The sequence below is a fragment of the Dyella solisilvae genome (genome assembly GCF_003351225.1).
Lineage (GTDB): Bacteria > Pseudomonadota > Gammaproteobacteria > Xanthomonadales > Rhodanobacteraceae > Dyella > Dyella solisilvae.
In genome coordinates this window covers 485,270-504,521 of record NZ_QQSY01000003.1, presented here as the reverse complement: position 1 = coordinate 504,521, position 19,252 = coordinate 485,270, and the positions used below count along the sequence as shown (strand labels likewise).

Annotated in this window: 18 protein-coding genes and 2 tRNA genes; 3 read left to right on the top strand and 17 right to left on the bottom strand. The window is 67.5% G+C overall.

The genetic code is table 11. The annotated features are described in order from the left end of the window. The first annotated feature begins 46 nt into the window (after nucleotides 1-46). Nucleotides 47-123, top strand: a tRNA-Pro gene (locus tag DVT68_RS14390). A gap of 62 nt (nucleotides 124-185) precedes the next feature. Here the strand turns inward: DVT68_RS14390 and DVT68_RS14385 are convergent. The 11 genes from DVT68_RS14385 to DVT68_RS14340 form a co-directional block, all read right to left on the bottom strand. After that, nucleotides 186-935, bottom strand: a complete 750-nt coding sequence (locus DVT68_RS14385) for a VOC family protein (protein ID WP_114825776.1) — start codon at nucleotides 933-935, stop codon at nucleotides 186-188. 77 nt (nucleotides 936-1,012) lie between these two features. Then, on the bottom strand, nucleotides 1,013-1,825 hold the full coding sequence (locus tag DVT68_RS14380) for a ferritin-like domain-containing protein (RefSeq protein WP_114825775.1): 813 nt from the start codon (nucleotides 1,823-1,825) through the stop codon (nucleotides 1,013-1,015). 65 nt (nucleotides 1,826-1,890) lie between these two features. After that, nucleotides 1,891-3,366 (bottom strand): amidophosphoribosyltransferase, encoded by a 1,476-nt coding sequence (gene purF, locus DVT68_RS14375; protein ID WP_114825774.1) that lies wholly within the window; start codon nucleotides 3,364-3,366, stop codon nucleotides 1,891-1,893. A 17-nt stretch (nucleotides 3,367-3,383) separates the two neighbouring features. Next, on the bottom strand, nucleotides 3,384-3,989 hold the full coding sequence (locus tag DVT68_RS14370) for a CvpA family protein (protein ID WP_114825773.1): 606 nt from the start codon (nucleotides 3,987-3,989) through the stop codon (nucleotides 3,384-3,386). Nucleotides 3,990-4,022: 33 nt separating this feature from the next. Next, complete coding sequence (locus DVT68_RS14365) at nucleotides 4,023-5,084, bottom strand: SPOR domain-containing protein (protein WP_114825772.1); 1,062 nt, start codon at nucleotides 5,082-5,084, stop codon at nucleotides 4,023-4,025. Nucleotides 5,085-5,146: 62 nt separating this feature from the next. After that, the gene (folC, locus tag DVT68_RS14360; RefSeq protein ID WP_114825771.1) at nucleotides 5,147-6,439 is read right to left on the bottom strand and encodes a bifunctional tetrahydrofolate synthase/dihydrofolate synthase; all 1,293 of its coding nucleotides are present in this window, start codon (nucleotides 6,437-6,439) and stop codon (nucleotides 5,147-5,149) included. Nucleotides 6,440-6,448: 9 nt separating this feature from the next. Beyond that, entirely contained in the window at nucleotides 6,449-7,045 is a 597-nt protein-coding gene (locus DVT68_RS14355) for a GNAT family N-acetyltransferase (protein WP_114825770.1), read from the bottom strand. Nucleotides 7,046-7,048: 3 nt separating this feature from the next. Beyond that, on the bottom strand, nucleotides 7,049-7,456 hold the full coding sequence (locus tag DVT68_RS14350) for a ketosteroid isomerase-related protein (protein WP_114825769.1): 408 nt from the start codon (nucleotides 7,454-7,456) through the stop codon (nucleotides 7,049-7,051). Nucleotides 7,457-7,580: 124 nt separating this feature from the next. Continuing rightward, entirely contained in the window at nucleotides 7,581-7,745 is a 165-nt protein-coding gene (locus tag DVT68_RS20565; protein ID WP_199536069.1) for a hypothetical protein, read from the bottom strand. A 97-nt stretch (nucleotides 7,746-7,842) separates the two neighbouring features. Continuing rightward, entirely contained in the window at nucleotides 7,843-10,275 is a 2,433-nt protein-coding gene (locus DVT68_RS14345) for a heavy metal translocating P-type ATPase (protein ID WP_267897419.1), read from the bottom strand. A 2-nt stretch (nucleotides 10,276-10,277) separates the two neighbouring features. Continuing rightward, nucleotides 10,278-10,682 (bottom strand): heavy metal-responsive transcriptional regulator, encoded by a 405-nt coding sequence (locus DVT68_RS14340; protein ID WP_425477508.1) that lies wholly within the window; start codon nucleotides 10,680-10,682, stop codon nucleotides 10,278-10,280. Nucleotides 10,683-10,861: 179 nt separating this feature from the next. Here DVT68_RS14340 and selD point away from each other — a divergent pair, with 179 nt between their 5' ends. Further along, nucleotides 10,862-11,902, top strand: coding sequence for a selenide, water dikinase SelD (gene selD / locus DVT68_RS14335; RefSeq protein WP_114825767.1), 1,041 nt, complete (start codon nucleotides 10,862-10,864; stop codon nucleotides 11,900-11,902). Between the two features lie 17 nt (nucleotides 11,903-11,919). Here the strand turns inward: selD and DVT68_RS20465 are convergent. From DVT68_RS20465 to selA, 3 genes are all read right to left on the bottom strand, one after another. Next, nucleotides 11,920-12,015, bottom strand: a tRNA-Sec gene (locus DVT68_RS20465). 16 nt (nucleotides 12,016-12,031) lie between these two features. Then, nucleotides 12,032-13,966 (bottom strand): selenocysteine-specific translation elongation factor, encoded by a 1,935-nt coding sequence (gene selB, locus DVT68_RS14330; protein WP_199536068.1) that lies wholly within the window; start codon nucleotides 13,964-13,966, stop codon nucleotides 12,032-12,034. Beyond that, on the bottom strand, nucleotides 13,963-15,396 hold the full coding sequence (gene selA, locus DVT68_RS14325; RefSeq protein ID WP_114825766.1) for an L-seryl-tRNA(Sec) selenium transferase: 1,434 nt from the start codon (nucleotides 15,394-15,396) through the stop codon (nucleotides 13,963-13,965). The genes selB and selA overlap by 4 nt, the downstream gene beginning before the upstream one ends. 264 nt (nucleotides 15,397-15,660) lie before the next feature. On the opposite strand from selA, the gene DVT68_RS14320 reads away from it, so the two are divergent. Further along, a complete protein-coding gene (locus DVT68_RS14320; protein WP_114825765.1) occupies nucleotides 15,661-16,713 on the top strand; it encodes a permease in 1,053 nt (350 codons plus the stop codon). Between the two features lie 19 nt (nucleotides 16,714-16,732). Here the strand turns inward: DVT68_RS14320 and fdhE are convergent, their stop codons facing one another. Genes fdhE through fdxH form a run of 3 tightly spaced genes read right to left on the bottom strand, consistent with a single transcriptional unit; the run spans nucleotide 16,733 to nucleotide 19,247 of the window. Further along, entirely contained in the window at nucleotides 16,733-17,683 is a 951-nt protein-coding gene (fdhE, locus tag DVT68_RS14315; protein ID WP_114825764.1) for a formate dehydrogenase accessory protein FdhE, read from the bottom strand. Further along, a complete protein-coding gene (locus DVT68_RS14310; RefSeq protein WP_114825763.1) occupies nucleotides 17,680-18,339 on the bottom strand; it encodes a formate dehydrogenase subunit gamma in 660 nt (219 codons plus the stop codon). Before DVT68_RS14310 ends, fdhE begins: the two co-directional genes overlap by 4 nt. Beyond that, nucleotides 18,336-19,247, bottom strand: coding sequence for a formate dehydrogenase subunit beta (fdxH, locus tag DVT68_RS14305; RefSeq protein WP_114825762.1), 912 nt, complete (start codon nucleotides 19,245-19,247; stop codon nucleotides 18,336-18,338). Before fdxH ends, DVT68_RS14310 begins: the two co-directional genes overlap by 4 nt. Between the last annotated feature and the right edge of the window lie 5 nt (nucleotides 19,248-19,252).

The window sequence follows — 19,252 nt, the reverse complement described above, 5'->3', positions numbered from 1 at the left end:
ACCTGTTGCCAAGGTGGCCGGAGGTCATTAAGATACGCGGCTCCCACGGGGTGTAGCTCAGCCTGGTAGAGCGCTACGTTCGGGACGTAGAAGTCGCATGTTCGAATCATGTCACCCCGACCAAAATTCGATGAAGAAGCCGGCCTAGCGCCGGCTTTTTTATTGCCCGATGTGCGGGATGGTGGTCACTGGCGCTCGGGAAGGAACAGCGCAAACAGGCCGCCCTGCGGATCGCGCACGGTCGCGTAGCGGCCGATCCCCGGAATATCTTCCGGCGGAGAGGAGATCTCCGCCCCGAGCGACTCGGCCTTGCGCGCGCTGGCATCCACATCGGTCACCAGCACATACGACAACCACAGCGACGGCCCTGCGCCGCCGGGATTGCGGATCAGTCCACCGCGGCCGACTTCACCATCCTTGAGGATGTAGTAGGAGCCCTCGCCCGCCGGCATCGAGTCGTGGCTCAGTCCGAACAAGGTTTCGTAGAACTGCAGCGCCCTGTCGTCATCCGTGGCGTGCAGTTCGTGCCAGCACCAGTGGCCCGTCGGCACGCTGGCGTCCGGGGCGTCGTCGGCGTTGCCGCGCCAGATCGAAAACATCGCGCCGACTGGATCCAGCAGCGTGGCGCCGCGCCCCACGGGCGGAAAGTCTCGCGGCTCCATGCATGGCGAGGCTCCGCCCACCAACGCCTGCGCGAAGCTTTGGTCGACGTCGGCGACACTCAGGTAGATGCCCCAGTTGCATGGCTCACCCTGCTGCGCATGGCGATAACCACCCATGCCCAGCCCGGCGTTCATGATGACCTGGTAGGTCTCGCCGCCGATATCCATCAGCGACACCTCCCAACCAAACAACGCTCCATAGAACCGGCTGGCCTCGGCGGGATCTGGGCTGGCGTGCTCCACCCACACGAGCTTTCCCGGCAGTGACTTCATGGTCAGGCCTCCTCGCTAGAAGACGGCCCAGCCTACGCGCGGGAAGATGATGGCCAGGTGGTGGCCATGCAATGGAATCAGGCTTGCAGCGCCAGCTCGGTCAGCCGGTCAAGTTCTTCCACGTCGAAGCCCGCCTGCAGTCTCGCGGGTCGATTGAACGGACCGCGCAGGTTGCGGCCCATGTAGTCGCGCAACAGATCGAGGAAGGTCTCACGCGGATCGATCCCGTCACGCTCGCAGCAGTGGCGGAACCAGCGCGTGCCGGCGGCCACATGGGCCACCTCCTCGCGCAGGATCACTTCGAGGACGGCGACGGTGCGCTCATCGCCCACCGACAGCAGCCGCTCGATCATGCCGGGCGTCACGTCCAGGCCGCGCGCCTCGAGCACGCGCGGCACCAGCGCCATGCGCGCGGTGTCGTGGTGCGCGGTTTTCTCGGCCATCTCCCACAGGCCGTTGTGCGCATCGAAGTCGCCGTAGGCGTGGCCAAGCTCCGCCAGACGCTCGCTGAGCATGGCGAAGTGGCGGGCCTCGTCGTGGGCGCAGCTCGCCCAGTCGCGGTAGTAGTCCGGCGGCATGCCGCGGAAGCGGTACACCGCATCCCAGGCGAGATTGATCGCGTTGAACTCGATGTGCGCCACGGCGTGCACCAACGCGGCGCGTCCGTCCGGCGTGCCCAGTCCACGATGCGGCACCTGGCGCTGTGGCACCAGTTGCGGCTTGCCCGGGCGGCCGGGCGCACTGATGGGCTCGGGCGCCGGCGACTCGGCATCCGCGCGAAGTTCGCCCGCGAGAAAGGCCTGCCACGTGGCGTGGGTGAGGCGCAGCTTCTCCGCCGGATCGGTGGCATCGAGGCAGCGCCTGGCGGCGGCGTGGAGGTCGTTCGTCATGGGAGTCGTCGCGGGGACCCGCCTTCACCCCTGCCCTCTCCCCATGGGGAGAGGGAGGACATGCTTCAGGCGCTGCGGCGGGCGGCCTTGGCGTCGTCGGAGCGCAGCATCTCGATCTGTTCGAGGTAGTGCTTGTCCAGGCCGGTGACGTACTCGCCCGAGAAGCACGAGGTGTCGAAGTGCTTCAGCGACTCGTTGCCGTCCTGCACCGCCCACACCAGGTCCTTGAGGTCCTGGTAGATCAGCCAGTCGGCGCCGAGCATCTGCTCGACTTCCTTCTCGGTGTGGCCGGCGGCCACCAGCTCCGACGCGGCCGGCATGTCGATGCCGTACACGTTCGGGTAGCGCACCGGCGGCGCGGCGGACGCGAAGAACACGTTGCGGGCGCCGGCGTCGCGGGCCATCTGGATGATCTGGCGCGAGGTGGTGCCACGCACGATGGAGTCGTCCACCAGCAGCACGTTCTTCTTGCGGAACTCCAGCTCCACCGGATTGAGCTTGCGGCGCACCGATTTCACGCGCTCGCCCTGCCCCGGCATGATGAAGGTGCGGCCGATATAGCGGTTCTTGACGAAGCCCTCGCGGAACGGCACGCCCAGCGCTTCGGCCAGCGCGGAAGCCGCGGTGCGCGCAGTGTCGGGAATCGGGATCACCGCGTCGATGCCGTGGTCCGGACGCTCGCGCAGGATCTTCTCGGCCAGCTTCTGGCCCATGCGCAGGCGCGCCTTGTACACCGACACGTTCTCGATCATCGAGTCCGGACGGGCCAGGTACACGTATTCGAAGATGCACGGCGCATGCACCGCGCCCTCGGCGCAGTGGCGCGAATAGAGCTGGCCGTCATCGGTGATGAACACCGCCTCGCCCGGCTCCACGTCTCGCAGGCGCTTGAAGCCCAGGATGTCCAGCGCCACCGACTCGGAGGCCACCGCGTACTCGCGGCCTTCCGCGGTAACGCGCTCGCCCAGCACCAGCGGACGGATGCCGTGCGGATCGCGGAACGCAAGCAGGCCATAGCCCAGCACCAGCGCCAGGCAGGCGTAGCCACCGCGCGCACGCTGGTGCACGCCGGCGACGGCCTTGAAGATGTGGTCAGGGGTCAGCGCCATGCGATCCTGGATCTGCAGCTCGTGCGCCAGCACGTTCAGCAGCACTTCGGAGTCGGAATCGGTGTTGACGTGGCGGCGATCGTCCTCGAACACCTCGCGACGCAGCGTCTCGGTGTTGACCAGATTGCCGTTGTGCGCAAAGGCGATGCCGTAGGGCGAGTTCACGTAGAACGGTTGCGCCTCGGACGAGCCTTCGGAGCCCGCCGTGGGATAACGGCAATGGCCGAGGCCAATACGACCGCGCAGCCCGCTCATCGCGGTCTGGTTGAACACGTCGCGCACCAGGCCGTTGCCCTTGTGCAAACGCAGCCGGGCGCCGTCCACCGTGGCGATGCCGGCAGCGTCCTGGCCGCGATGCTGCAACACGGTCAAACCGTCATAGAGTGACGCGGCGACCTCAGTGGTGCCGACGATGCCGATGATTCCGCACATGGTTGAAAACCCGTAATTTAGTAAGTCGTCGCCGGAGCGGCCGTGGTCGCGGCCGCAGGATGGGTCCTGTGTTCGGGCGCTGGCGTGGCGCCCGGCACAGCCGCCGGCAAGGCGGGAAGATGGTCAAGCACGGCCGGAGGATTCAGGTGCTGCCGAACGCTCTCCGGCACCTGTTTGTCCAGCCACGCAGCCAATTCCTTGAACTGCGGCAATAACACCGATTCCTGCCACCACGGGTCTCGCGTAACCGCGGAAAACCCGAGCAGGAACACCGCGAGCGTCACCAGCAAAACGCCTCGCGCGAATCCAAACACCATGCCCAGCAGGCGGTCGGTGCCGGACAACCCGGTACCTTCGACCAGCTTGCTGACCAGGAACCTCACCAGCGCCCCGGCGATCAGCACGGTCAGGAAGCAGATGCCGTAACCCACCAGCAACCGCACCGATGGCAGATGGATGCTGTGCTCGAAGTAGCCCGACACGCTCGGACCAAAGGTCCAGGCCACCCAGAACGCCGCGGCCCATACCGCCAGCGCCAACACCTCTGAAATGAGGCCACGCCACAGCCCGATCAAGACCGAGAGCGCAAGCACCGCCAGAATGATGTAGTCGGCCCAATTCACCGGGTCATCGTCTCGACTGGTTCAGGTACGTGATCAGGGAGCGGAGACGACGTTGCCGTCGACGCCCAGCTTGCTCTTGATCTGGTCGCGGATGCGCACGGCATCGGCACGTTGTGTCTGCGGACCGGCGCGCACGCGCCACAGCTGCTTGCCGTTGGCATTGACCGTGTCCACGTAGCCATCGAAGCCATTGGCGCGCAGCTTGTCGCGCAGCGCATTGGCGTCGGCCTGGGTGCCCATGGCGGCAATCTGCACGGCCCAGGCGCCGGCGCGCGAGATCGACGGCGCCGTGCTGGCGCTGGCGACCGCAGTGGCCGGCTTGGCGACCGGCGCATCATCCTGCGTCGGCGTGCTGGCGCTGCCCTCCAGATGGGCGGGAGCGCCCGGGATGGACTGGGTGATCTTCAGCCGCGCCGCTTCGGCGGCGGCGCGCGACTCGAACGGGCCCGCCGTGACCAGGGTGAGATCCTTGCCCGCCTGGTTGATGGTGCGGCCAGAAGCCGGGTAGCCCAGCCCGCGCACGCGCTGGATCAGGCTCTGGGCGCTGGCGCTTGACGCATAGGCGCTGAGATTGAGCGTGTACTGGCCGTGCGCCGCAGTCGCCGGCGGCTGCGCCGGAGTGGTGGCATCCGCAGCCGTCGAGGATGCGGCCTTGCTCGCGGCTGCGGCGGTCGCCGTGGCGACAGCGGCGGTCGCCGCGGCCTTGCCCTGCACCGGGATCACCGGCTGCGAAGGGCTCGAACCGGGACGAGTGACCCTGGTCGGCTCCGGCGCCTGGCCGGCGGTGGGGTCGAGCTCAACATCCTTGGGACGGCGGGAGCCGATGTTCACGGTCGCCAGCTGATCGGTAGGCGCGGCCGCAGCGGTCGGCGCCGGCACGGCCGGCTTGGGCGCAGGCGCGGCGGTGCTGGCGGGAGCAGCTCCCGGCGTCAGGCTCATCGTCTTGGTCTGCAGGTCACGGTCGGGAGCGGGCGGGATCGCCAGGCTCACCGTCTCGTCGCCGCTGGTGGTCGGAGGACTGCTGGAGAAAAGCATCGGCACGATCAGAACAGCCAGCGCGATGAGTACGGCAGCACCCAGCAGACGTGTTTTCAAGACGGGCTCCAATCGGCACGGGGGTGCGAGAACGGCGCGATTATACCTGCCCGAGTCGCCGGTCAGGCCGAATCGTGACCGGACGATTCAGCCAGCACCGCCGCCGCGACAAAAAACGAACCGAAAGCGAGCACGCGATCGCCCGGCTGCGCCGCCGCTCGAGCAGCGGCCAGCGCCTCGCCCACGTTGCCGTGGGTGTCATGGCGTGCGTTTGGCAAGGCCAGCGCAAGCTGTCCCGCCAGTACACGCGCGGACAGCCCGCGCGGCGTGTCGTGCTCCAGACCCGCCAGGTGCCAGTGGTCGATACGCTCGCCCAAGGCCCTGATCACGCCGCCCACGTCCTTGTCCGACAGCGCGCCATACACCGCGTGCACCCGCCCGCCGCGATGCGCATCCAGCCATTCGGCGAGGGCGCGCGCTGCCTGGGGGTTGTGGCCCACGTCGACGATCAAAGCCGGATCGCCCCCGAGCGACTGCAGACGCGCCGCCACGCGGGCCAGACGCACGCCCGTCGCAGCCATCACGGGCAGGTCGGCCTGAGCCAGCGCCGGATCGACGCCTTGCAGGGCGTGCACCGTCGCGATCGCCGTGGCGGCGTTGGCGAACTGCACTGGCGCGGCCAGCGCCGGATTGGGAAGCACCAGCGTCGTGCCGTCGCGGTGGCGCCAGCGCCAACCCTCAGCCAGGTGCTCGACGAAAAAGTCGATCCCTGCGCGCTCGACGCTGGCGCCGATCCGGCCCAGGCCGTCGAGCAAGCCCGCCGGCGGATCGGTTTCACCCACGATGGCGGGGTGCCCTTCGCGCGCGATGCCGGCTTTTTCGACGCCGATGCTGTCGCGATCGGGTCCCAGCCAGTCCATATGGTCCAGGTCAACGGTGGTGATCACCGCGACGTCGGCATCGACCATGTTCACCGCGTCGAGGCGGCCACCCAGTCCCACCTCCAGCACCGCCACATCGAGATCGGCGCGGGCGAACAGGTCCAGCGCGGCCAGCGTGCCGAATTCGAAATAAGTCAGCGGAATCTCGCCGCGCGCCGCCTCGATGCGCTCGAAGCTGGCCACCAGCGCCTCATCGCTGGCGTCGGCGCCTTCGATGCGTACGCGCTCGCGGTAATGCAGCAGATGGGGCGAGGTGTAACAACCCACGCGAAAGCCGGCGGCGGCGAGCATCGCCTCCAGCATGGCCACCGTGGAGCCCTTGCCGTTGGTGCCGCCGACGGTGATCACGCGGCGGGCCGGGGCGGCAGCTCCCATCTGTCGCCATACCTGGCCCACGCGATCCAGGCCCAGCTCGATGCTGCGCACGTTGACGCGTTCCTGGTACGCGAGCCATTCGTCGAGGGTTCGGGTCATGCGGTCAACTCAGGCTTCCAGAGGACGCAACCAGAATCGCAGGCGATGCTCGCAGGGTGACAACCCGTCGACTTCGGTCCATTCCAGCGCGCAGAACATATCGTCCTGGCGCTGGTAGCCGCGCTTGCGCCAGAACACATCCTTCGGTTGGTAACCTTCGGGCTGGCGCGGATCGTTGGCGGCCCGCTCCACCGCGCAGAAGGCGGTCCAGCGGAAGCCCTTCAGACGGCGCGCGTGCGCCTCGCGATTCTGGAAGAAACGATGGCCAATCCCCTGCCCCCGGTACTCGGGCAGCAGCACGGATTCGCCGAAATAAAACACTTCACTGAGCAGCATGCGGCGCTGCACGAACGGCTGCTGGATGGCCGCGACCTCGTCCACCAGCGGAATGCCGGTGGAACAACCGACGACCTTGTCGCCGTCCAGCGCAAGCACGAACACGCTGCGCTTGGAGCGCGCATAGGCCTCCAGGTAGCGGCGCTCATACGCCATGTCGCCGTCGTACAAATAGGGGTAGTCGCGGAACACGCTGATGCGCAGGCGCGCCAGTGCGTCCAGGTGCGGCCTCACCGCATCGCCGACGCTGGTCATGATGCGCACGTCCATGGCTCAGCCGCCCGTGACCTGGGCGATCCAGTCCTGCAGATTGTAGTAGTTGCTGACCCGCGCGATGCGCCCATCGCGCAAGGAGAAGAACGCGCCGCCCGGCAGCACATAGCGCTGGCCGCGCGCAGGCGGCAGGCCCTCGTCATCAGCCAGGTATTGCCCGTGCACCACGTATTCGGCGGCGACCCGGCTATCGTCGTCGCTGGCCATCAGCACGATGTCGCGCAGCTGCTCGCTGTAGCTACGGTTCATCCGCTCGAGGAAGCCACGGAAGGTGTCGCGCCCGGTTTCGCGATGGCCCTGGTTGATGTCGTGCGCCACGTCGTCGGTGAGGCAGTCGAGCATGGCCTCCCAGTCGGCGCGATTGAAGGCGTCGTAGTAACGCGCGATCAGGGCGGTACTGGCGGACATGGGGGCATCCTGCGGGGAACGGGGGCACACAGCTTAAAGCATGACGGCTGCCCGGGGGTTCCACACAAGAGTGTGTCACCCATGCCGACCGTGGCCGCCGATCACGACAGGTCGACGCCCGTCCTCATCCCCAGAGGTGAACGCCTGTGGCGCGAAGCGCCCAGTACATGCCGAACGCGGTCCAGAACATTTTCTTCAGCACGCGGCCGGCCAGCAGCGCGACCAGCAACCCCAGCAGCAGCGGCAAGTGCTTTTCCAGCGTGCTGCGCGTGTCTTGGATGATGTTCATGTGATGCCCTCCCGCACCCCATTGGTGCGGGAGTCATGATCCGCGTCGCCCTGCCCCGGCGGCAGCGTGGGCCGTCAGCCATCGCGGGTGACAATCATCACAGTGGGGCGCGACGCAGGCGCAAGGCATTGCCCACCACCGAGACCGAGGACAGACTCATCGCCAGGGCCGCCACCATGGGCGAGAGCATCATGCCGAGCAGCGGATACAGCGCGCCCGCCGCCAGCGGCACGCCCACGGCGTTGTAGATGAAGGCGAAGAACAGGTTCTGGCGGATGTTGCGCACGGTGGCCTGCGACAGCAGGCGGGCGCGCACGATCGCTCCGAGCTCGCCGCGCACCAGGGTCACCTGGGCGCTCTCCATCGCAATGTCGGTACCTGTGCCCATGGCGATGCCGATGTCGGCCACCGCAAGCGCCGGCGCATCGTTGATGCCATCGCCCGCCATCGCCACGCGACGGCCCTGCGCCCGCAGGGAGCGGATGGCCGCGGCCTTCTCGGCCGGCGACACCTCCGCGTGCACTTCGTCGATACCCAAGGTATCGGCCACGGCCTTCGCAGTGGTGGCGTTGTCACCCGTCAGCATGACGATGCGCAACCCGGCGGCATGCAGGTCGGCAATGGCCTTGGGCGTGCTCGCCTTGATGCGATCGGCCACGGCGAGCAGGCCCTCGAGCCGGCCATCCACCGCCAGGAACATCACGGTGGCGCCATCGGCGCGAATCGCTTCGGCCCGATCAAGCGCCGCTGGATCGGCCGTCACGCCGATGTTGGCCAGCAGCTGGCGATTGCCTAGCGCGACGGCATGACCGTTCACGGCGCCTTCCACGCCGGCGCCGGTGATCGAGCGGAATTCGTCGACGGCGGGCACGCGGATGCCGCGGGTCTGTGCGCCCTCGAGGATGGCGCGCGCCAACGGATGCTCGCTGGGTTTCTCCAGCGCCGCGGCCATCGCCAGCAACTGGTCGAACGGATAGGCGCCCACGCTCACCACGTCCTTCAGCGCGGGTCTGCCTTCGGTCAGCGTGCCGGTCTTGTCCACCACGAGGGTATCGATCCCGCGCAGGGTCTCGATCGCCGCCGCATCGCGAAACAGCACGCCGTTCTGCGCCGCGCGGCCGCTGGCCACCATGATGGAGATCGGCGTGGCGAGCCCCAGCGCGCACGGGCAGGCGATGATCAGCACGGACACCGCGGCGATCAGCGCATAGGCAAGCCGCGGATCCGGACCGAGCCACGCCCACAGCGCGAACGCCAGCACCGATACCGACACCACCGTCGGCACGAACCAGGCCGCGACGCGATCGGCGACTCGCTGCAGCGGCGCCTTGCTGCGCTGCGCCTGCGCCACCAGGGCGACGATCTGCGCCAGCATGGTCTCCGCGCCGACCTTTTCGGCGCGCATCAGCAAGGCGCCATCCTGGTTGACGGTACCGCCGGTAATGCGATCGCCCGCGCCCTTGGTCACCGGCAGCGGTTCGCCGGTGAGCATGGACTCATCCACATGGCTGCTCCCTTCGAGCACCACACCATCGACCGGAAGCTTCTCGCCGGGACGTACGCGCAAGGTGTCGCCGGGATGCACTTCCTCCAACGGCACGTCATGCTCGCCACCATCGACATCGATGCGCCGGGCGTTCTTCGGCGCAAGGCCCAACAGACTCTTCAGCGCAGCGCCGGTGCGCCGACGCGCGCGCAACTCCAGGAAGTCGCCCAGCGTCACCAGGGTGACGATCACCGCCGCCGATTCGAAATACACGCCGACGCGGCCATGCATGTCACGGAAGCCCGCGGGAAACCAGCCCGGCGCCAGGAACGCCACCAGGCTGTAAAGCCAGGCCACGCCGGTACCCAGCGCGATCAGGCTGTACATGTTCGGCGACCATGGCTTGAGCGACTGCCAGCCTCGCGCAAAGAACGGCGCGCCGCCCCACAGCACCACCGCGCTGGCCAACACGGCCTCCACCCACGCTGCAGCGCCATCCCACGGGCGTGGCGCATGCCAGCCGAACAGATGGGGTCCCATCGCCAGCAGGAAGACCGGCAGGGCCAGCGCCGCCAGCGTCCAGAACCGGCGCGACATCGCGCGCAGCTCATGGCCATCGTCCTCGTCCAGGCTGGGCATCATCGGCTCCAGCGCCATGCCGCACTTGGGACAGTGGCCCGGCCCGACCTGCTGCACTTCCGGATGCATCGGACAGGTATAGATCGCGCCCGCCACCACAGGCTCCGGCGTCGCGGGTGGCTGCAGGTAACGGGCGGGGTCGGCGAGGAACTTCTCTTTGCAGCGCTGCGCGCAGAAGAAGTACGCCTGCCCATCGTGCTCGGCGCGATGCTTCGCCGTGGCCGGATCCACGCGCATGCCGCACACCGGGTCGGTGGCAAGCTCCGGCGCAGGGGCGTGGTGTTCCCCATGGTCGTGGTGGTGATGACCCGCGAGCTCCATCGCCGCTCGGGCGCCGCCGCAGCAGGATTTCACCGGCGGTTCGGGCGCTGCCTGCTTGCCGCCGCAACAGCCGTGCTCTTCCATGTTCATGCGCGCTCCTCCGGCTCGGCGAGCGCGCGCAGGATCGGGCACTGCTCGGGCGAACCGTGGCCCGGACAGGCCTCGATCAGTTGCTCCAGACCGTTGCGCACGCGAGTCAGCTCGGCGATGCGCTCGTCAATGGCGGCCAGCCGATCTTGCGCACGCTGCTTGACCGCCTTCACGCCGCGCTTGCGGTCGGCGGAGAGCGCGAGCAGGTCGCGGATTTCCTCGAGGGTGAAGCCCAGGTCTTTGGCGCGGCGGATGAAGCGCAATTGCCGCACCACGCCGTCGTCGTAGCTGCGATAGCCGGAGGCGCGCCGCTGTGGCTCTGGCAGCAGCCCTTCGCGCTCGTAGTAGCGGATGGTGTCGATGGCGACGCCGACGCGCCTCGCGACGACGCCGATGCTCATGGGGGTGTGGGAAGTGTCCATACCCCAAAGTCTAGACCATTGATCAAGGTCCAGAGTCAACCCCTGACCCCGAGGGCCTTCCGCCCCCGCCCCGGCCGGCCTCGACCTCCTGCCCCGGCGCTTTTCGTTATCCTCGGCCACGCCCGACAGTCGTTCCCCGGACTTACGAAGGATCCCCCATGACCTCCGTCCGCTTGACCGATCTCGCCCATGGTGGCGGCTGCGGCTGCAAGCTCGCGCCTTCCGTGCTGCAGCGACTGCTTGCCGACAAGCCGGCGGCGATGCCGTTCTCCCAGCTGTTGGTCGGTACCGAGTCCAGCGACGACGCCGCGGTGTGGCAGGTGGATGAGCGCACCTGCGTGATCGCCACGACCGACTTTTTCATGCCGGTGGTCGACGACCCTTACGACTTTGGCCGCATCGCGGCGGCGAATGCGCTGTCTGATGTGTATGCGATGGGCGGCAAGCCGATCATGGCGCTGGCGATCCTGGGCATGCCGCTTGCCAATCTGGATGTCGAGACCGTGCGAGCGATCCTGGCCGGCGGCGAGGCGATCTGCGCGGACGCGGGCATCCCCATCGCCGGTGGCCATTCCATCGATTCGGCTGAGCCGATCTATGGCCTCGCCGCGATCGGTCTGTGCGCGCCATCGGACGTCCGTCGCAACGGTGGCGCACAGGTCGGCGACGCGCTGATCCTGACCAAGGGCATCGGCGTCGGCATTTATTCGGCGGCGTTCAAGAAGCAGGCGCTGCCTACGGACGCCTATGCCGAGATGCTGGCCTCGACCACGCAGCTCAACCGCGTCGGCCAGGTGCTGGCCAAGGATGCGGACGTGCACGCGATCACCGATGTCACCGGCTTCGGCCTGCTCGGGCATGCGATGGAAATGGCGCGCGCTAGCCGACTGCGCATGCGCATCGAACAGGCCGGCCTACCCTTCTTCAGCCAGGCCGAGGCGCTCGCCGAGGCCGGCTACATCACCGGGGCTTCGAAGCGAAACTGGGAGAGTTACGGCGACGCCGTCGCCCTGCCCGCCGGCCTGCCGGAATGGCGCCGCGCGCTGCTGACCGATCCGCAAACCTCCGGCGGCCTGCTGGTGGCCTGCAAGGCCGAACGTGCAGAAGCACTGCGCGCGATCATCGAGGCGGCCGGCTATCCACGCGCCAGCATCATCGGCACGGTGACAGCCGGCGAGCCTGGCATCGAGGTGGTCTGACCACGCCAAATGCAGCGTGGCGGAAGAGAGTGGGAGTCGAACCCACCCAAGACAGTCTGGCTGCCTCACCCGGATTTGAAGTCCGGACGCCCCACCGGAGACGATTCTCTTCCCTTTGACGCAACGTGGTCACAGCGGGGCGGGCCCGAACAGGTCGAGGTACCGCGCCTGGATCCGGCGCAAGGCGTCATGGTTCAGCGTGACGCCCTGCCGGTCGAAAAATTCTAGTATCTGGATGGCCACTTTTCGACCGTTGTCGAGGCGGTCGCGGAACTGGGCCGCGGTGAAGCGCCCGTCCGCCGATTGGGCCGCAACATCGGCGGCGATCAACACCATTTCGTGCGTGGTCGCGCGCAGGAAGAAATGGTCATGCGCCACCTCGTCCACCAGGCCCAGCCGCGCCACGAAACGCATCAACTCCCGCACCTCATGCTCCGGACGCTTCAGGACTTCGGCGATATCCCGCACCCGCGGCGGGCGGAAGCGCACGTCGCCACCGAGCAAGGGCGCGATCGCCCGCCACTGCGCCTCGCGCTTTGCGCTGAATTGGAGGGAGTGAGTCGCCAGGCGCACGAACGCGCCATCTCGCACCACGCGGCCGGCCAGATCCGCATGCTGCAGGGCCAGTGCAAAGGCCGAGGTGGGGAGTCGAGGCTGGGTCGCCAGTCGCAGCTTTTCCCGACCGATGCCCTGCAGGTCCGGGTTGGCCTCGTGGAATGCCCGCAAGTGTTCCTGCAGATCGGTGACAAGGCGCTGCCAGTGCGTCTGGCCGATGGCGATGCGCGCTTCGCCGACGTCGAACACCACGGGGGACAGCGCGGCCAGCAGGCCTTCGCAGGCGCTCGCAGATAGCGATCGGTCGCGTGCGAAAGCACTCAGATCCCACGCGAACGGCGGCGCATCCAGCAACGCGGCGAAGGCAGCCTGCGGATCGTTAATGGCCAGCGCCGCGCGTTGCGCCGCGCGCTCGGCGGTGCGGCGCTGGCGCGATGGAGCACGCAGGTCGATGAACTGCCCGCCGCCGATGGTGCGCTGGGCGGAAGCATCACGCAGCACGAAGCGATCGAGCGCCGCCGCCGCGATCGGCCGGCTCAGCACCAGTTGGACGTCGGCGCTGTGCCCGGGTTGCAGTTGCTCGCCTTCCAGCAGGACGACGCGGGCACCGACCTCGACCGCGCCGTGATGCAGCCGCGCGGGAAACCATTGGCCGATCGCCTTCGGCTCGCCGGGCAACAGTTGCAGATGCGCATCGATGCGATCGGTCGGCGCGTGCAGGAACGGATCGACCAGCATGTCGCCACGATGGATCGCATCCTTGGCAATGCCATCACCAGCGAGATTGAGTGCGCAACGGTCGCCCGCGCCGCCACGCTCGACCGGACGGTTTTGCGCATGCAGCGAGCGCACGCGCGCACTGAGGCCGGATGGACTCAGCCGCAGCGCGTCCCGGGTCTGCACCGCGCCGGACAGCACGGTGCCGGTCACCACGACGCCGATGCCAGCCAGGGTGAACACACGATCAATCGCGAGGCGAAAACGGCCTTCGGCGGTGCGCCCCATGTGCCGACGCGCTTCGATGGCGAGGCGCTCGCGCAAGGCGTCGACGCCGAGGCCGGTAGTCGATGACACCGGCAGGATCTCGGCCCCCTCAAGCACGGTGCCAGCCGCGGCCGCGCGAATCTGCGCATGGACTTCGACCAAGCGCTCGGGGCTCGCCAGGTCCGCCTTGGTGATCGCGACCAGCCCCCGCTCCACGCGCAGCAGATCGAGGATCGCCAGGTGCTCCACGGTTTGCGGCATCACGCCATCGTCAGCGGCCACCACCAGCAGCGCCAGGTCGATGCCGCTGGCGCCGGCGACCATGGTGTGCACGAACCGCTCATGCCCGGGCACATCGACAAAGCCAAGCACGACCTCATCATCCAAAGGCAGATAGGCGAAGCCAAGGTCGATGGTGATGCCGCGCGCCTTCTCTTCCTTCAGGCGGTCTGCATCGACGCCGGTCAACGCTTTCACCAGCGCCGTCTTGCCGTGGTCGATATGGCCGGCCGTACCGACGATCATGGAACCTGCGCGGCGATGCTGTCAGCGTCGAGTTCGGACAGCACCTCCAGCAACGCCGCCTCCTCGGCTTCGTCGAGGCAACGCAGATCAAGCTGCAAGGCTCCATCGGCGACACGACCGATGATCGGCCGCGTAAGCGCGCGCAACGATGCAGCGAGGTGTTCCAGCACGCGCTGGCTGCCGTTCGGGCGGATCAGCAAGGCGGCGCTGGCCAGCGTGTCCAGTGGCAGCGCCCCGGAACCCATCTGGCTGAAGCAGTCACCGACGACGACTTCGAAGGCGCCACCGAGCCGTGCGGCCACCGCAGGCTGCAGGCGATGCGCCTGCGCTTCGATATCCGCCCTGCCCCGCGCCAGGAAACGCAGCGTGGGCAACCGCTCGGCGAGTCGATCGGGGTCGCGATACAGCTGCAACGTGGCCTCGATCGCGGCCAGACGCAGCTTGTCCACGCGCAACGCGCGCTTGAGCGGATTGCGGTTGAGCTGCGCTATGAGCGCACGGTCGCCGACGATGAAACCGGCTTGCGGCCCTCCCAGCAGCTTGTCACCGGAAAATGTCACCAATTGCGCACCCTCCACCACGGCGTCGCGTACGGTCGGCTCCCGGGCGAGCCCGAAGCGGGACAGGTCGATCAGGCTGCCGGAACCCAGGTCATTGAGCAGCGGCAAGCCGGCGGCGGCGGCGATCACCGACAGTTCGCGTGCATCGACTTCCGCAGTGAAACCCTGGATGCGGTAGTTCGAGGTATGCACCTTGAGCACCAGACCGGTGTCGGCGTTGAGCGCATCGCGATAGTCCGCCGGATGGGTGCGGTTGGTGGTGCCCACCTCGACCATGCGCGCGCCGGCCCGGGCCATGATGTCCGGCATGCGGAACGCGCCGCCGATCTCGATCAGTTCGCCGCGCGACACCACCGCCTCGCGCCCCAGTGCGAAAGTGTTGAGGCACAACAGCACGGCCGCGGCGTTGTTGTTGACCACGGTGGCGTCTTCGGCGCCCGTCAGCTCGCACAGCAACTGGCGCAGGTGGTCGTCGCGTTCGCCACGGGCGCCGCTGGCGAGGTCGTACTCAAGCGCTACTGCGTGACGCATCGCCGCCACCGCGGCCTCGATCGCCGCGTCGGCCAGCAGCGCGCGGCCGAGATTGGTGTGCAGCACGGTGCCGGTAAGGTTGAACACCGGACGCAGGCCGGGCGCGCGAGCCTCGAGTCGCCCTCGCGCCAATTGCGCCAGCGCGTTCGCATCAGGGGCTGTGCCTGGCGTGACACGCAAGGCGTCGCGCGCTTCGTCGATAACCTGGCGGATCGCGTCGGTGGTGGCGACGCGACCGTGGCTCTCCAGCAGCAAGGCTGCTTCGTCGGTCGCCAGCACGGCGGCAACCGCAGGGAGGTGGCGCAGGGAGGAAACCTCGGGTTCGGCCATCGCGCTCATCCAATGACGTCGCCGAACACCCGGGCATGGTTCGAAGGTCGCGGCGACGAAGACTCGGGTTGCGCCTATGCTGCGGCGGCGCCCCCAACCGGGTCAAGGCAGGCCACGATCTTCACAACTGGCTTTCACCAGCCCCAGTAGCATGCTGCGCCATGCGGCTGCCCGGCAGCCGTTTCCCAAGCCTTGCCTTTACGCTGTGCATCTGGCCTGCGAATGGCGTGCCCTGTAGGGCCTTGATATCCCCGCTTCACTGAGGAGGGAGTCATGGCCGTCGCAACGCAGACAGCACGCAGCTTCCGGTGGTCGATCTTTCTCTTGCTGGCGATAGCCGGCCTGTTCTACGTGAAGTGGTACCCCTACTACGGGCGCGCCCTGATGGCGGCGTCACATCATGCGATCGGCCATTCAATCCTGATGGGCAAGGCGGCACAGGCGCCGGCCCCATCGTGGCATGCCGCGCTTGGCTACGCGCTGGCCTACGGCAAGGCGATCTGGCAGGCCATGCTGCTGGGATTGTTGCTGGGCTCGGGCATCCAGGCGCTGTTGCCGGCGGACTGGGTGGCGCGCGCGCTGGGCGGCCGCGGCTTCGGCAGCGTGCTGGCCGGCGGGCTGCTGGCCGTGCCGGGCATGATGTGCACCTGCTGCGCCGCGCCGGTGGTGATAGGCCTGCGCAAGCACCAGGCGGCGCCCGGCGCGACGATCGCGTTCTGGCTGGGCAATACCGTGCTCAATCCCGCGACGCTGGTGTTCACCGGTTTCGTGCTGGGCTGGCACTGGACCGTGCTGCGCCTGTTGCTCGGCGTACCGATGGTGTTCGGGCTCGGTCACCTGGCCAACCGGATGACGGCGTCCGTGCGGCCGCTGCCGGCGCAGATGCTGCCAACGGAACCCGAGCCGCGTTCGTTGGCCGAGGTGGGCCGGCGCTGGGCGCAGATTTTCGCCCGCATGACGCTGCGGCTGATTCCCGAATACGTGGTGATCGTGCTCCTGCTCGGCGCGGTGCGCGCCTGGATGTTCCCGCACATCGGGCCGGACATCGGCAACCAGTGGTTCTGGATCGCTGCCCTGGCGCTGGCCGGCATGCTGTTCGTGATCCCCACGGCGGGCGAGGTGCCGATCGTGCAGGCGATGCTGGCGCTGGGGCTGGGCGGTGGGCCCGCCGCGGCCCTGCTGATGACGCTGCCACCGGTCAGCCTGCCCTCGCTGACCATGCTCGGACACAGCTTTCCCAAGCGCCTCCTGGTGGCGATTGCCGCCGCGGTGGTCGGCTTCGGCATGCTGGGCGGGGCGATCGCGGCGCTGCTCGGGATGCGGTGATCACCCAGGCCGTAGCCGACTAACTGGCCACGGCCTCGTCGTCGCCCACCAACAACAGCGGGTTCGGGGCGTGTCGCGCGTAGCCCGCCTCGGTCACCAGGATGTCCAGCCCCAGCGAGGCGAGATCATCCGCGTACGGATCGACCTGTGTGTCCTGCACCTGGTAGATCAACTTGGCGTAGGTGTGACAGTCGCCGCAGGTCTCCGCCTTGATCACGCCGATGTCACCCTCGATGCCGTGCAAAGACAACCTTCGCGTGCCGCCGCAGGTGATGCATACGGCGCGTACGTGGTTCCACGCGGTGGAACACAACGAGCAAAAGAGAAAACGCGTGCCGGGCGTGACGCCGGTGGCCGTGATCAGGCCATCGACCGACGGCGACCCGCAGCAGGGACAAAGGCTGCGTTCTTCCAGCAAGCGCAGGTCATCGGCCTTCAATCGCGCGGCGGAACAAGTGAAGTAGACCTGCAAGGCGGCCGCCACGTAGACCGCTGCCGCCGCATCGGCGGCGGACAGGCCGCCGCGAAGGAACTGGTCGGCCAGCTTGTCCAGCGCCGCCGCATCGCTGCGCCGCAGTTGCTCGATGGCGTCCCTCGCAGCCGGCGGCAGTTCGCTGCGCTCGATGTGATCGAGCAGCGAGGCGAGTCCTTCGCGCCAGGATGGATCGCGTTCATGGCCATCCGCAGCCAACGGCGGCAGGCGCGCATTCACGGCCTGGGCCACGCTGGCCGTATTGAGTGATGACGCCGGCGCCAGCGTTGTCGCCACCGCGTGCTGCGCCTCGGCCAGCGCGGCCATGAAGCGCAGCCATGCCTCCATCGGATGCCCATCGGCAAGCTTTGCCAAACGTTTCGCCGTGGCGGCGAAGCGCGTGGCCGGGTCCGCGAGCACGATCGGCTCCGGGGCCTTGACGCCGGCATGGTTGGGGCCGGTCCACTTGCCGCTGGGCGGAGCTTCGAATTGCCTCACGGGCGCTTCCTGATCAGGTGCTTGCTTTGCGGGTCGGACGCCAGCTCCTTGAGCCACTTGCGATGATGGCGCCACGCCCAGCCCGGCGTCACGTAACCCTGGGTCATCGCACGCATGGAGTCGCGCACCCAGATCGCCGCGTACACGTGGACGACCCACACGATAATCGCCGCAACGGCGGCCAGGCTGTGGATCAACGCCGCCGCACGCTGCACCGGTATCGAGGTCGCCTCGCCAAAATACACTTCCCAGATCACCAGCCCGCTCAGGAACAACACCGGGATCAGGAAGGTCATCGACCAGAACACGATTTTCTGGCCCGCATTGTTGCGGCCAACTTCCGGCGCGTTCTCTTCCTCGTTGGTGATGACGAATTGCGCCTGCTTGAGCCACTCGATGTCTTCCCGCTCCACCAGGTTCTCGCGCCAGAACTGGATGATCAGGCCGAGATAGCTGATCAGCAGCACGATGCCGATCCACGGGTGCACCGCGCGCGTCCATTGCCCGCCGCCGAACAAGGCGGACAGGAAGAACAGCATCGGGTGGAACATCGACAGTCCCGACAACACCATCAGCACGAAGCAGATCGCCGTGATCCAGTGATTGACGCGATTCACCGCGGTGTAGCGGACGATGACGGTATTCGGCCGGCTCATGGCGTCTTCTCCGTTTCGTTCAACGCACGCTCGCCCTCTTCCTCATCCTTTTCGGTGACCTCGTTCGGGCCTTCCGTAACCCCGTGGAAGATGCCGGCCAGCGCCGCGGCCGCGATGCCGATCATGGCCAGCGGCTTGAGGATGCCTTTCCATGCCGAGACCACCGGGCTGATCTGCGGATGGTCGGGCAGCCCCGAATACAGCGAAGGCCTGTCCGCGTGATGCAGCACGTACATGACATGGGTGCCGCCCACGGCCTGCGGATCGTAGAGGCCAGCGTTGCTGAACCCCCGCGATTTCAGGTCCTCGATGCGCTCGCCCGCCCACTCCGTCATATCAGCCTTGGAACCGAACATGATGGCGCCCGTAGGACAAGCCTTGACGCAGGCTGGCTCCAGTCCGACCGACACGCGGTCGGAACACAGCGTGCATTTGTACGATTTGTGGTCGACCTTGCTGATGCGCGGAATGTCGAACGGGCAACCCTTCACGCAGTAGCCGCAACCGATGCACTTGTCACTGACGAAGTCGACGATGCCGTTGGCGTACTGCACGATCGCGCCGGGCGCCGGGCAGGCCTTGAGACAACCCGGATCGGCGCAGTGCATGCAGCCGTCCTTGCGGATCAACCACTCGAGGTTGCCTTGCTCGTTCTCGTACTCGGCAAACTTCATCAGCGTCCACACGCTTGGGCTCAGGTCGTCGGGGTTCTGGTACGACCCTTCGAAGTGACCGATGTCCTGGCGCAAATCGTTCCACTCCATGCAGGCTGCCTGGCATGCCTTGCAGCCGATGCAGCGGCTCACGTCGATGAGCTTGGCCACCTGGTCCTCGTGACTGCGCGCCGAGGGAGGCGTCATCGTCGAGGCGGAGATGCGGATGAAGTCTTGCGATTGCAGATCTGACATGTCCG

Bases quoted from the DNA above. Each gene is read 5' to 3' on its own strand.
- DVT68_RS14385 (WP_114825776.1), bottom strand. From the start codon at position 935: ATGAAGTCACTGCCGGGAAAGCTCGTGTGGGTGGAGCACGCCAGCCCA.
- DVT68_RS14380 (WP_114825775.1), bottom strand. From the start codon at position 1,825: ATGACGAACGACCTCCACGCCGCCGCCAGGCGCTGCCTCGATGCCACC.
- purF (WP_114825774.1), bottom strand. From the start codon at position 3,366: ATGTGCGGAATCATCGGCATCGTCGGCACCACTGAGGTCGCCGCGTCA.
- folC (WP_114825771.1), bottom strand. From the start codon at position 6,439: ATGACCCGAACCCTCGACGAATGGCTCGCGTACCAGGAACGCGTCAAC.
- DVT68_RS14355 (WP_114825770.1), bottom strand. From the start codon at position 7,045: ATGGACGTGCGCATCATGACCAGCGTCGGCGATGCGGTGAGGCCGCAC.
- DVT68_RS14350 (WP_114825769.1), bottom strand. From the start codon at position 7,456: ATGTCCGCCAGTACCGCCCTGATCGCGCGTTACTACGACGCCTTCAAT.
- DVT68_RS20565 (WP_199536069.1), bottom strand. From the start codon at position 7,745: ATGAACATCATCCAAGACACGCGCAGCACGCTGGAAAAGCACTTGCCG.
- DVT68_RS14345 (WP_267897419.1), bottom strand. From the start codon at position 10,275: ATGGAAGAGCACGGCTGTTGCGGCGGCAAGCAGGCAGCGCCCGAACCG.
- DVT68_RS14340 (WP_425477508.1), bottom strand. From the start codon at position 10,682: ATGAGCATCGGCGTCGTCGCGAGGCGCGTCGGCGTCGCCATCGACACC.
- selD (WP_114825767.1), top strand. From the start codon at position 10,862: ATGACCTCCGTCCGCTTGACCGATCTCGCCCATGGTGGCGGCTGCGGC.
- selB (WP_199536068.1), bottom strand. From the start codon at position 13,966: ATGATCGTCGGTACGGCCGGCCATATCGACCACGGCAAGACGGCGCTG.
- selA (WP_114825766.1), bottom strand. From the start codon at position 15,396: ATGAGCGCGATGGCCGAACCCGAGGTTTCCTCCCTGCGCCACCTCCCT.
- DVT68_RS14320 (WP_114825765.1), top strand. From the start codon at position 15,661: ATGGCCGTCGCAACGCAGACAGCACGCAGCTTCCGGTGGTCGATCTTT.
- DVT68_RS14310 (WP_114825763.1), bottom strand. From the start codon at position 18,339: ATGAGCCGGCCGAATACCGTCATCGTCCGCTACACCGCGGTGAATCGC.
- fdxH (WP_114825762.1), bottom strand. From the start codon at position 19,247: ATGTCAGATCTGCAATCGCAAGACTTCATCCGCATCTCCGCCTCGACG.